At 69.2% G+C, this 14,554-nt stretch carries 1 protein-coding gene (running past one end of the window); it reads left to right on the plus strand.

Going from position 1 to position 14,554, the window contains the following annotated elements:
• Positions 1 to 14,554, plus strand: partial view of a non-ribosomal peptide synthase/polyketide synthase gene (locus tag ACYQ5L_RS17560; protein ID WP_459958766.1) — the 5' portion only. 14,141 nt of this gene lie beyond the right edge of the window; 14,554 of the gene's 28,695 nt are visible here — the first part of the coding sequence; its start codon is at positions 1 to 3; the stop codon falls past the right edge of the window.

Genomic DNA, 14,554 nt, shown 5'->3' on the forward strand with positions numbered 1-14,554 from the left:
TTGACCGGCGTTGGTTCATGTCCTTTTCCGCTGTCGGCCGCGCAGCAGGGCATCTGGTTCGCCCAGCAGTTGACCGGTGCGACGCCGGTCACCAATGCGCTGTGCGTGGACCTGCACGGTGATCTGGATGCCGAGCTGCTGCTGAGCTCGTTCTGGCGGGTGGCGGGCGAGTTCGAGGCCGGCCGGCTGCGCCTGATCGAATCCGATGGCGAGGTGCTGCAGGCGGTGGACCGGCCCCTGGACGAGCCGATCCGGTATCTGGATCTGCGCACCGAGCCCGATCCGGCGGCCGCGGCCGAGGACTGGATGCGCGCCGAATACAGCGCGCCGGTCGACCTGCACCGGGACCGGCTGATCGCGACCGCCGTTCTGCGCGTGGCTGATCGGCGCTGGTTCTGGTACGTGCGCGCCCACCACATCGCCATCGACGGGCTCGCCGCCATGACGATGCTGAGCCGCATCGGCGAGGTGTACACCGCCCTCTCCGAAGGCCGGGAACCAGCGGCCTCGAAGGTGCAGACCTTGGCCGAACTCGTCGCCGCGGACGAACACTACCGGGCCTCCGAGCGTTTCGAGACCGATCGGGAATTCTGGCGTCGACAGCTGGAAGGACTGCCCACACCGGTCAGCCTCGCCGGCAAGAGCGATCAGGCCGACGCGCACCCGATCTCGGTGAGCGGCGCGCTCCCGGCCGAGACCGCCGACCTGCTCGCGGCCGTGGTCAAGGCGGCCTCCACAAATCCGGCGGTGCCGATCCTGGCGGCGTTCGGAGCCTTCCTCGGCCGCATGACCGACAGCGCCGACATCGTGCTGAGCCTACCCGTCTCCGCGCGCGTCACGACCGCGGCCTTGCGCTCGGGCGGCATGCTGGCCAATACCGTCCCGTTCCGCATGACGCTGAATCCGGTTGGGACCGTGGGGGATCTGCTGCACGCGGCACAACAGCGGCTGATCGAGGTACTGCGGCGGCAGCGGTACCGGCAGGAGGACATGTTCCGCGATATGGGCCGCCTGACACCGCAAACCCAGGTGTTCGGACCGTACGTGGACTTGATGATGTTCGATACGAAGATCGTCCTGGGCTCGATCGCCGGGCAGCTGCGGGTGCTGACCCCGGGCTTGGTCTCGGATCTGTCGGTGAGCTTCTATTCCGGTTCCGGATCCGCCGCCACGCGTGTGGATTTCGCCGGCAACCACAATCTGTACACCTCCGCGGAGCTTGCACACCATCATCGGCGGTTCCTGGGGTTCTTCCATGATTTCCTGGCCGCGATCGTCACCGATCCCGCAACGCCGGTGCGTGCCATCGGCCTGCTCGATGCCACCGAGCGCGGATGCGTGCTGCGGGACTGGAACGACACCGCTACCGCCATCGACTCGTCGGCAACCCTCGTCGATATGTTCCACCGCCAGGCCGCGGCGACCCCCGACGCCACCGCTGTGCTCGACGGTGCGCGATCCATTGCCTACCGAGAGCTCAGCGCACACGCGGACCGACTGGCCACGGCGCTCTCGACACGCGGCGGCGGGCCGGAAAGCATTGTCGCGGTGGCCCTTCCCAAGAGCATCGAGCTCATCACCGCGATGCTGGCCATCCTGAAGACCGGCGCCGCCTATCTCCCGCTGGACCCGGCATCGCCGCCGGAGCGGCTCGCCTACATTCTCGCCGATGCCGCGCCCGCACTGGTCATCGTGGACGACAGCACGTCGGCGCTCGTCCGGGCCGCCGACACTCCTGTGCTGCATATCGATCGGATTCCCTCGCACCCCGGCGATGTCGACGCCGTGGCCGCCCGCCCGCGTCCGGGCAACCTCGCCTACCTCATCTACACCTCGGGCACGACAGGAAAACCCAAGGGCGTGGCCATAACTCACGCCAACGCGGTCTCGCTGTTCCAGGGCGCCCAGTCGTGGTGCCGATTCGGCCCCGACGACGTCTGGTCCTGGTGCCATTCCCAGGCCTTCGATTTCTCGGTGTGGGAGATCTGGGGCGCACTCCTGTACGGCGGACGAGTGGTCGTCGTGCCCCGCGGATCGGCGTATTCACCCGCGGAACTGTGGGACCTGCTCGTCGAGCACGGCGTGACCATCCTCAATCAGACGCCCTCCGCCTTCTACGCGCTGCTCGAATCCCGCGCCGCCGCACACGATCACGCCGCCTTGCGCATGGTGATCTTCGGCGGCGAAGCCCTGGACCCCACACGATTACAGCGCTGGGAGCCGATCGAGCATCCGGATGGTCCGGCCATGGTGAACATGTACGGCATCACCGAGACCACCGTGCACGTCACCAGACAACCGCTCGATCACCGCCACTGGACCGGCGGGGAGGGCGTCAGCCCCATCGGTACGCCCTTGGCCAATCTCCGGGTGTACGTGCTCGATTCCTGGCTTCGGCCGGTCCCCGCCGGTGTCGCCGGAGAACTGTATGTGGCCGGAAATCAAGTCGGCCGAGGCTATTACGCACGCTCGGCCCTGACCGCCGCCCGCTTCATCGCCGACCCGTTCGATCCGTCGGGCAGCGGCGGGCGCCTGTACCGCAGCGGTGATGTCGTGCGCTGGACGGACTCCGGCACACTGGAATACCTCGGCCGAGCCGACGAACAGGTGCAGATCCGCGGCTATCGCATCGAACTCGGCGAAATCGAAAGCGCCCTCGCGGCCCAGGACGCCGTCGCCCGCACCGTTGTCACCACCCGCGTCACCGGCTCCGCCGACTCCGGCGCCCAACCGTCCACCCGGCTGGTCGCCTATCTGGTTCCCGACCCCGATCGGGCCCCCGTGGCGGCGAAATGCCTGGAGTTGCAACGCGACGGCGTCATCGACCCCGCCGAGCTGCACGAAATGCCCAATGGCATGCCGGTCGTGGGCCGCAACCGCTCGAATATCGAGTTCCTCTACGAGGAGATCTTCGAACAAGCCGAATACTGCCACGGTGGCGTGACCATCCCGCCCGCGGGCTGCATCGTCGATATCGGTGCGCACGTCGGCATGTTCTCCTTGTACGCCAAGCGCACCTCGCCGGATATCAGGATCTACGCCGTCGAGCCCATGCCCGAACTCCGGCGCATGTACGAGGCCAATTCGGCCATCCACGGCTTGAACGCCACATTGGTGCCCTGCGCGATCGGCGCCGAGGTCACCACCGACGTCTTCACCTACTACCCGGAAATGTCGGTCCTGTCCGGCCGCGGCACCGACAGCAGTGTGCAACGCGACATCCTGGAATCGTTTCTGCACAACGAGTTCAACGAGCAGAGCCGGGACGTGGGGGACAGCTATGTCGACCAGCTGATCGACGACCGCCTCGACTTCGTGCAGGTCGAGGTCCCCGTGCGCACGTTGTCGCACGTCATCGAGGAGCACGGCATCTCCCATATCGACCTGCTGAAGATCGATGTGGAGGGCAGCGAGCTCGATGCTCTGCTCGGTATCGATGCCCCGCACTGGCCGCTGATCGACCGCATGGTGATCGAGGTCCACGATGTCGAGGACCGGCTGACCCGCATCGAAGATCTGCTGCACGCCAACGGATTCACCGTGGACGCGCGGGTGTCGCCCAATGTCATCGGAACCGACCTGCACATCGTCTACGCCGTCCGCAACGCCCACGCCCCGAGCGGCGGCCCCGAGCAGGCGGAAACCGCCGACCTTCTCGAGCCGGACGAGAAATGGTGCGCGCCCGCAGCTCTCGGCAAGCTCGTGCGCCGGCGTCTCGGTGACCGCCTGCCCGGCTACATGGTGCCGGACGTGGTGATGGTGCTCGACAGCCTGCCGTTGACGGTGAACGGAAAGGTGGACAAGGCCCGCCTGCCGGATCCGGTGGCGGCGGGTGCGGGTTATCGCGCCCCGTCCACGCCGACCGAGGAGATCGTCGCGAACGTGTTCGCGGAGGTGCTCGGCCTGGAACGCGTCGGCGCCGACGACGACTTCTTCGTGGCGGGCGGGAATTCGCTGTCCGCCGCTCGCTTGTCGGCGCGGCTGGCGGACGGCGTCGGCATCGCGGTCGGCGTGCGCGATGTCTTCGAGGTGTCGGTCGTGGGGGAGCTGGCCGCGATGCTGGCGGCCCGGGCGGCCGATGCGGGCGTGGGCGTCGGGCCGCAGCTGCGCGCCGTCGAGCGTCCGCCCCGCATGCCCCTGTCGTTCGCGCAGCAGCGCATGTGGTTCGTGAACCGCTTCGAGCCCGCCTCGGTGGCGTACAACATTCCGGTGGTGTTCCGCCTGTCGGGCGCTGTCGATGTGCCCGCATTGGCAGCGGCGGTACGGGATGTGCTGGCGCGGCACGAGGTCCTGCGGACGCGCTATCCCGACACCGATGGTGTACCGCATCAGGTGGTGGCGCCGATCGAGGACCTGACCGATGCCGCCGACGCGAACATGACGCCGGAGCCGGTGGACCCGGCCGGGCTGGAGGCCGCGATCTCCGGCATCGCGACCATGAGCTTCGATGTGGCCGAACGTATTCCGGTACGTGTGCGATTGCTGTCGGCAGGACCGGAGGAATTCGTCCTGATGATGGTGATGCACCACATCAATGCGGACGGATTCTCGATGGCCCCGCTGACCCGCGACCTGGCCGCCGCCTATACCGCCCGCCGTGCGGGAAGGACTCCGGACTGGAAGTCCTTGCCGGTGCAATACGCCGACTACACGCTGTGGCAGCGGGAGCTACTGGGCTCGCCCGACGATCCGGATTCTCTGCTGTCGCGTCAATCGGCGTACTGGCGTTCCCAGCTGGCCGATCTCCCAGAGGTTTTGGAGCTGCCATCGGATCGCCCCCGGCCCGCGGTGGCGTCTCATCGCGGTGCGACGCACGGCTTCACGGTGGAACCGGCGGTGGTCTCGGCATTGCGGGCATTCGCCCAGGCGCGCGGCGTCACCGTGTTCATGGTGTTCCACGCGGCCCTGACCATCGTCCTGTCACGCCTGTCCGGCAGCACCGATATCGCGGTGGGCACACCGGTATCGGGACGCGGATCGGCCGCTCTCGATGACCTGGTCGGCATGTTCGTGAACACCATCGTGCTGCGCACCCGGGTCGATGAATCGCTGCCTTTCACCGAATTCCTGGCCGCGGTGCGCGCCGTGGACCTGGACGGCTTCGCCCATGGCGAGGTGCCGTTCGAGCAGGTGGTGGATGCCGTGGATCCGCCCCGCAGTCAAGCGCACCACCCGCTGTTCCAGGTCATGCTCGCCTTCCACAACCTCGACGAAGTCCGCCTCGACTTCCCCGGACTCGCGGTGACGGCCTCGGGCGCTGCCACCGGCGTCGAACGATTCGATCTGACGCTCACTCTGACCGACGCACCGGATGACACAGGGGCGATGCCAGTCGAGATCGGCTATGCCACCGACCTTTTCGATCCCGGCAGCATCATGAGTTTCGCCCGCAGCCTGCAACTGGCGCTGCGCGCGGTCACCAACGACCCCGCGGTACCGGTCCGCGATATCGATATCGTCCCGGCCCCCGAGCGAGACCGCTTGCTGCGCGACTGGGGTCACCTCGGAGATTCGGGCGGGAAAACCGGCGACCCGGTGACCCTGCCGGAACTGCTCGCGGTCGCGGCGGATAATGCGGACGGCATCGCGATACTGGCGGGCGGAGAACCGATCTCGTATCGAGAACTCGACGAGCGCTCGAACCGCCTGGCGCGTTTCCTCATCGACTGCGGAGTCGGCCCGGAGTCGGTGGTGGTGGCAGCCTTGCCCCGGTCGGCCGAGTGGGTTCTCGCGGTCTGGGCCGTAGCCAGAACCGGCGCGGCCTTCCTGTCCCTGGATCCCGCGCATCCGCTGGAGCGGAATCGGTACGTGTGCGCCGATTCCGCTGCACGAGTGGGCATCACCATCGACCGGTACACCCCAACGCTGCCACCCGATGTCTCCTGGTTGACCCTCGACGACCCGCACACGGCGGCAGCGATCGAACTCTGCGCGGGGACGGCGGTCACCGACACCGACCGGTGTGCGCCGGTGCGCCGGGCGAATACGGCCTACGTGGTGTACACCTCCGGATCGACCGGGCGACCCAAGGGCGTGGCCGTCACGCACTCCGGTCTGGCGGCTCTGACCGCCGACCTGTTGCGGCGCTGCGACATCGACGCCGATTCGCGAGTACTGGCCGTGGCGGCACGGACTTTCGACGCAGCGGTCCTGGAGTTCCTACTGGCAGTGTCCTCGCGCGCAACACTGGTGATCGCGCCCCCGGAGGTGTACGGCGGGCAGCCGTTGCGGGAGCTGTTGCACGAGCAACACGTCACCCATGCGTTCCTGACGCCCTCGGTGGCATTGTCGCTGGAGCCGACCGGCCTCGACGATCTGCGCGTGGTGCTCACCGGCGGCGACAGGTGCTCGCCACAGTTGGTGTCGCGCTGGGCCGCAACCGATACCGCGGGCATCCGACGGGTCCACAACCTGTACGGCCCGGCCGAGGCCACGATCTGGGTCACCGGTACCGAGCTGCGCCCGGATCGGGCGGTGCGCATCGGCGCGCCCATCGCGGGAACCGGCGCCGCGGTGCTCGACGCGTGGCTGCGCCCGGCGCCCAGCGGGGCCGTGGGTGAGCTGTACGTGTGCGGTGCGGGTGTGGCGCGCGGCTACCGCGGCCGGGCCGGTCTGACCGCGACACGATTCGTGGCCAACCCGTACGGCGCGCCGGGAGACCGGCTGTACCGCACCGGCGACCTCGTCCGCTGGGTCATGGACGAATCCGACTCGGGGTCGGGCGTTCTGGAGTTCGTCGGCCGCGCCGACTTCCAGGTGAAAGTGCGCGGGCAGCGGCTCGAGCTGGGCGAGGTCGAGGCCGCACTGGCCGAGGCGGCGGGAGTCGGACAGGCGCTGGCTGTCATTCACGCACCGGGCGCGGACGCCGCGGTGCGGCTGGTGGCCTACGTCGTGGCCCGTTCCGGGTGCGCGGTCGATCCGGCGGCGATCAGGGAATCGGTGGGTGAGCGGTTGCCCGGCTACATGGTGCCGGATGTGGTGATGGTGCTCGACGAGCTGCCCTTGACCGCCAGCGGGAAGGTGGACCGGCGGGCCTTGCCGGCCCCGGTCTTCGCTCCCGAGGCGTTCCGAGCGCCGTCCACCCCGGTCGAGGAGATCATCACCACGGTGTTCACCGAGGTCCTCGGCCTCGATCAGGTGGGTGCGGACGACGACTTCTTCGCTCTGGGCGGTGATTCGATCGTCTCGATCCAGGTGGTGTCACGAGCCCGTGCCCGCGGCGTACTGTTCGGCCCGCGCGATGTGTTCGAGCAGCGCACCCCCGCCCGGCTGGCGCTCATCGCGCGCGCCCTCCCGGATGACCTCGGCGACCAGGCGCCCGAGCCGGTCGGCGGCGGTATCGGCGCCATGCCACTGCTGCCCGTGGCGCGGTGGATGGTGGAGTGGGGCAAGGGTTTCGATCGATTCGAGCAGCACATGGCGCTGCGCATGCCCGCCGGGCTGGAGGAACAGGACGTGCTGGCGGCCCTGGCCGCGGTCCTGGACCGCCACGACGCCCTGCGGTCCCGGCTGCACCGAGACGACACCGGTGCGTGGACCATGGTCGTCGCGCCCGCGGGCGGTGCCGACGCGGCCGGGGTGCTGCATCGCCGCGTGCTCGATCCGGCCATCGACATCGATTCGGCCGACGGCCGTGCGGCGGTGACGGATATCGCCGCCGCCGAACTCTCCGCCGCGGTCCATCGGCTGGATCCCCGGGCCGGGGCGATGATTCAGTTCGTCTGGCTCGAGTCCGCCTCCGCACCAGGGTGGTTGGTGATCACAGCGCACCATCTGGTGATCGACGGTGTGTCCTGGCGGATCCTCCTCCCGGATCTGCTGTCGGCTCTGGAGCAGGCCCGCACGGGTGCGGTGCCGATCCTGGCCCCGGTGGGAACCTCGATGCGACGGTGGGCGCACAGCCTGGAAGCCGCGGCGGCCGACCCGCGCCGAGCCGCGGAATCGAACCTGTGGCGGACGATGGTCACCGGCCCCGATCCACTGTGGGGCGAGCGCGACCTGGATCCGGACCTCGACACCGCGTCGTCCCTGGACCGGGTGCGCCTGGAGCTGCCGGAATCGGTGACCCGCGCCGTACTGTCCCGCGTGCCCGCGGTGTTCCACGGCGGGGTCGAGGACGGGCTGCTGGCGGGTTTGGCTGTGGCGGTGCGGTTGTGGCGCGCACGCCGTGGCATCGACGAGCCGTCGGTGCTGATCCGCCTGGAGGGTCACGGCCGCGAGGAACAGATCGTCCCCGGCGCGGACCTGTCGCGGACGGTGGGCTGGTTCACCTCGATGTTCCCGGTCCGGTTCGACCTGAACGCGATCGATATCTATGAGGCGGCCGCCGGTGGCGCTGCGGTGGCCGAGGCGGTGCTGTCGATCAAGGAGACGCTGCGCGCGATCCCGGACAAGGGGATCGGCTACGGCCTGCTGCGCCACCTCGATCAGCGAGCGGCGCAGGCTCTTCCGGACCACATGCCGGGCCGCATCGGCTTCAACTACCTGGGCCAGGTCTCGCCCGGTGATCTCGGTGCGGGCGGGTTGTACGGCGGCTTGGGAGAATTGGAGATCCCACCGGACCCGGATATGCCGGTGACGCTGGCGGTGGACGTGAGCGCGCTGGTGGTCGACGACCGCCTGCGGGCAGAGATACGGTTCCCGCGCACGCTCCTCGATCGCGATGAGGTCGAGGAATTCGCGCAACTGTGGTCGCACGTGCTGACGGCAATGGCGAGCCATGCCGAACAGCCCGGTGCGGGTGGGCATTCACCGTCGGACTTCGCCCTGGTGCCGCTGACCCCACCGCGGGTGACGGCACTGGAACGCGGCTACCCGTCCCTGACGGATGTGTGGCCGGTGACGCCCTTGCAGGCCGGTCTGCTGTTCCACGCCCACCGCACCGGCAGCGGCGTCGATGCGTATGTCGCGCAGGTGGTTCTGCACGTGGCCGGTGCCCTCGACGTGACGCGCTTGCACGCCGCCGCCACCTCGATGGTGGCGAGCCACGACGTGCTGCGGACCGCGTTCACCGCGACCGGCGCGGGCGAGAGCGTGGCGGTGATCTGCGATGCCGTCGAAGTGCCCTGGCAGGTCATCGATCTGGCCGAACAGCCGGATCCGGAAGGTGCGCTCACACAGTTGGCCGCGGCCGAGAAGGCACGGCGGTTCGATCTCGCCGTCGCGCCATTGATTCGGTTCACCGTGGTCGCGGTGAGTGCGGATCGCTGGGCGCTGATCGTCACCAACCACCACGTCATTCTCGACGGCTGGTCCCTGCCGCTGCTGATCACCGACTTGTTCACCCGATACGTCGACGGCGGTGGCAAGACCGTTCCCGCCGGGTCGTTCCGGCACTTCCTGGCGTGGTCGGCCGCTCGTGACCGCGACGCGGCGCTGGCGGCGTGGACCGCGGCGCTGGACGGCGCCGAGCCCACCCTGATCGCGGCCACCGCCTACACCGATCCGGCCGCGACGGCGGAAGAGTGGATCGAGATCGACAGCACCGGCGCGCAGGACCTGGCGGCCGCCGCGGCTTCCGCCGGCGTGACGCTGAATACCGTGCTGCAATCGGTGTGGGCGATGCTGCTGGCACAGTCGACCGGCCGGACCGATATCGTGTTCGGCGCCACCGTCTCCGGCCGTCCCGCTGAGTTGCCGCAGGCGGCGAGCACGATCGGACTCTTCGTCAATACCGTCCCGGCACGGATCCGACTGGATCCCGCCGAGACCGTCACCGGGTTGTGGACCCGCATCCACGGCGAGCAAGCGGCCCTGCTCGACCACCACCACCTGGGACTGACCGACATCCACGCCGCGACCGGGAACGACACCCTGTTCGACACCGTGATGGTGCTCGAGTCCTATCCCGTCGACCTCCAGCACATCCGGGAGATCACCGGCCGGGGCGACCTGGAGATCACCGGCGTCGCCGCCACCGATGCCACGCACTATCCGCTGACGTGCAGCATTACCGTGCAGGACGGGCTGCGCATCCGATTGCAGTACCGGCCGGACGTATTCGACCAGGCCACGATCACCACCCTCGGCGAACGACTACGGCGGATCTTGCACGCGGTCACCGCCGACCCGGGCGTCCCGGTGCGAAATATCGAGGCACTCACGGCATCCGAACGACAGCGGCTGCGGCGCTGGGGTCACGGCGGCATTGTCGAGACCCTCGGAACACCCGGCATCCCAACCCGTGGCGCGACGCTCCCGGAGTTGCTGGCCGCCGCGGTCGCTCGCCATCCCGAGGGGGACGCGGTGGTGGACCGCGATCGACGCCTCACCTACCGGGAGATGGACATCCGGTCGAATCGCCTGGCGCGCTTCCTGATCGACCGCGGAGTGGGCCCCGAATCGGTGGTGGCGGTGGGGCTGCCGCGCTCGCTGGAATGGGCGCTGGCGGTCTGGGCGATCGGCAAATCCGGCGCGGCGTTCGTCTCACTCGATCCCGAGCATCCGCGCGACCGCAACCAGTTCATGTGCGCTGATTCCGGTGCGCGGGTGGGTATTACGCTGTCCCGCTACACCGGTGCGCTGCCCGGGGAAGAAACGACGTGGCTGGTGCTCGACGATCCGGACACGGCGGCGCGGATCGAGCTGTGCCCGCGCACCCCGGTGGCCGATGCCGGTCCGGGCGCGACCTCCCATCCGGGAAGGGCGGCGTATCTGGTCTACACGTCGGGTTCGACCGGTCGCCCGAAGGGCGTGGAGATCACCCACACCGGCCTCGCCAATGTCTGCGCCGCGCAACGACACCGGTTCGGCACGAGCCCGGATGCCCGGGTGCTGAGCGTCGCCGCCCGCACCTTCGACGCGGCGATCTTCGAACTGCTGCTGGCGATTTCCGGCGCCGGAACGCTGGTCATGTCCACGCCGGAGGTCTACGGCGGCGAGCCCCTGGCGGAATTGATTCGCGCCCACCGCGTCACGCACGCCGTTCTCACGCCGACCGTGGCATGCGCCCTGGATTCCGCCGGGCTCGACGAGCTGCGGGTATTGATCGCGGCGGGCGAAGCCTGCCCACCCGCTCTGCTGTCGCGTTGGTCGCGCACCGATACCGCGGGCAGGCGGCAGGTCTTCAACCTCTACGGCCCGGCCGAGGCCACCATCTGGGTGACCGGCAGCGCCGAGCTGCGCGCGAACGATCCCGTGACCATGGGCTCGGTCATCGGCGGGCTGGACGTGGTGGTGCTGGATCGCTGGTTGCGTCCGGTACCGGCCGGGGTGGTGGGCGAGCTGTATGTGTCGGGAGCCGGTGTGGGACGCGGATATCGATCGCGGCCCGGCCTGACCGCCGTCCGGTTCGTGGCCGATCCCTTCGGAGCGGCGGGCGACCGGTTGTACCGGACCGGCGACCTGGTCCGCTGGGTCGCGGAGGAATCCGGCTCGGGCGCCGGGGTTCTGGCCTTCGTCGGCCGCGCGGACCTCCAGGTGAAGGTGCGCGGCCAGCGGCTGGAGCTGGGCGAGGTCGAGGCCGGGCTGTGCGCGGTGGAGGGCATCGAGCAGGCGGCGGTCGTCGTGCACGCCCATGAGGCCGGTGCGCGGATGGTGGCCTATGTGGTGGCGGACGCGGGCCGTGCGATGAACCCGGCGGCGGTGCGCCGCGCGTTGGGTGAGCGCCTGCCGCGTTTCATGGTCCCGGATGTGGTCATGGTCCTCGACGAGCTGCCGCTGACGGTCAACGGCAAGGTGGACAAGGCCCGATTGCCGGAACCGGTGACGACGGGTGCGCGCTACCGGGCGCCGTCCACGCCGGCCGAGCGGACCGTGGCCGGGGTGTTCGCCGAGGTCCTCGGACTCGATCGGGTCGGCATCGACGACGATTTCTTCGCACTCGGCGGCAATTCGCTGTCCGCGACCCGCGTGGTGGCGCGTCTCGGCGAGGCCGCCGGCGTCACGGTGGGCGTGCGCGAGGTGTTCGAGGCCTCGGGTGTCGCGGAACTGGCGGAGCTGCTCGCCGCGCACCCGGGCTCACCGGCAACCGCTACCCGGCTGGGCCTGCTGGCGCGTCCGGAACGGATGCCCCTGTCGTTCGCACAGCAGCGGATGTGGTTCGTCAACAGGTTCGCGCCGGGTGCGGCGGCGTACAGCATTCCGATGGTGCTCAGGATGTCCGGCGCACTCGACATCGCCGCCCTGTCGGCAGCCGTCACCGATGTGCTGGCACGGCACGAAGTCCTGCGCACGCGGTATCCGGACGCCGACGGCGTGCCGTTCCAATCGGTGGTCCGCGTCGAAGACCTGGCGGATGCGGCGGATATCGACCTCACACCGCGACCGGTGACGGAAAGAGAGCTGACGGCAGCGGTTTCCGTCATTGTCGGCACGGGATTCGATGTGGCGGAACGTATCCCGCTGCGCGTGCGGCTGCTGTCACTGCGACCCGATGAGTTCGTGCTGGTGATCGTGGCGCACCACATCTGCGCCGATGGATTCTCCATGGGCCCGCTGGCCCGGGATCTGGCCGCCGCCTACACGGCCCGATCCACGGGCCGGGATCCAGGATGGGCCCGGCTACCGGTCCAGTACGCCGACTACACGCTGTGGCAGCGCGAACTGCTCGGCTCCGCCGCCGACCCGGATTCGATGCTGGCGCGGCAGCTGACGTACTGGCGCACACAATTGGCGGACCTGCCCGAGGTTCTGGAGCTGCCGTCCGACCGGCCCCGGCCCCCGGTGGCGTCCCATCGTGGCGCGACCCACGGATTCGTCCTGGACGCGCAGGTGGTCCAGGGCTTGCAGGCCGTGGCACGGGCCCAGGGCGCGACGGTGTTCATGATGTTCCATGCCGCCTTGGCGATCGTGCTGTCGCGGTTGTCGGGCAGCGGCGACATCGTGATCGGCACACCGGTGTCCGGCCGCGGCTCGGCGCACCTGGACGACCTGGTCGGCATGTTCATCAATACGATCGTGCTGCGCACGCACATCGACGAGTCCCTGCCGTTCCGCGAACTGCTCGAACACGTCCGCACCGTGGACCTGGACGGCTTCGCCCACGGCGAGGTGCCCTTCGAGCAGGTGGTGGAAGCGCTGGACCCGCCGCGCAGCCAGGCGCACCACCCGCTGTTCCAGGTGCTGCTCGCCTTCCACGATCTCGACCCCGCGAGCGTCGCGTTCCCGGGCCTCGAGGTCACGCCGTCGGGCGCCGACACCGGTGTCGAACGGTTCGACCTGACGCTCACCCTGTCGGACAGGCCGGACCGGAACGGGCAGATACCCGTCGATATCGGCTACGCCACCGACCTTTTCGACCGGGCCACCGTCGTCGCCATGGTCGAACGCCTGTGCCGCGTCCTTCGAGCGGTCACCGCCGACCCCGCAATCCTCGTCCGCGACATCGACACCTTGTCGGGCAGGGAACGACAGCGGCTACTGGCCGAATGGGGCCACAACCTCCCGGTCACCGAACCTGCCACCCTGCCGGAAATGCTCGCCGCCGCCGTGGCGAACAACCCGCACGGTGATGCGGTCGAAGACGGCGACCGGCGGATCCCGTACCGAGAACTCGACGAACAGTCGAATCAACTCGCGCGCTACCTGATCCAGCACGGCATCGGCCCCGAATCGGTGCTCGCGATCGCGCTCTCGCGATCAGTGGAATGGATGCTCGCCGCCTGGGCGGTCACCAAGACCGGAGCGGGATTCCTGTCCCTGGATCCGGCCCATCCACTCGATCGCAACCAGTTCATGTGCACGGACTCCGCTGTGCGGCTCGGTATTACGCTGGACCGGCACACCTCCGCACTGCCCCGGCAGGGCATGTCATGGCTGCTGCTCGACGATCCGGCGGTGACCGCGTCGATCGCACAATGCCCGAAAACCCCTGTGACCGACGCGGACCGCCACGGGGCGCTGCACACCGGCAATACCGCCTACGTCGTCTACACCTCCGGCTCGACCGGCCGTCCCAAGGGCGTCGAGGTCACCCACGCCGGATTGGCCGCGGTCGCCGCCGCCCACTCGAGCCGGTACGCCATCGACGCCGCGGCCCGCATCCTGGGCGTCTCCGCGCGCACCTTCGACGCGTCGGTGCTGGAGATCCTGCTCGCCGTGCCCGCGGGCGCGACCCTGGTCCTGGCGCCCGAGGACGTCTACGCCGGACAGCCTTTGGCCGACCTGATGCGCGAGTGCCGCATCACGCACGCCTTCCTGACGCCGTCGGTGGTGGCCTCGCTCGATCCGCGCGGGCTCGACGCGCTGCGCGTGGTGACGGTCGGCGGTGAACGGTATTCCACCCAGCTGGTGGCGCGCTGGTCGCGCACCGACGGGGCGGGCATGCGCCGGTTCTTCAACACCTACGGGCCCACCGAGACCACCATCATCATGACGATCAGCGACGAGCTGAGCGCCGGCGATCCGCTCGACATGGGTTCGGGCATAGCCGGTATGGACGTGCTCGTCCTGGACGCCTGGCTGCGCCCGGTCCCCGCCGGGGTCGTGGGCGAGCTGTATATCTCGGGTTCCGGTGTGGCGCGCGGATATCGAGGCCGCGCGGGCTTGACGGCCACGCAGTTCATCGCGAATCCCTATGGGAAGCCCGGAGACCGGCTGTATCGGACCGGCGATC

This window comes from Nocardia sp. IFM 10818 (genome assembly GCF_054655275.1).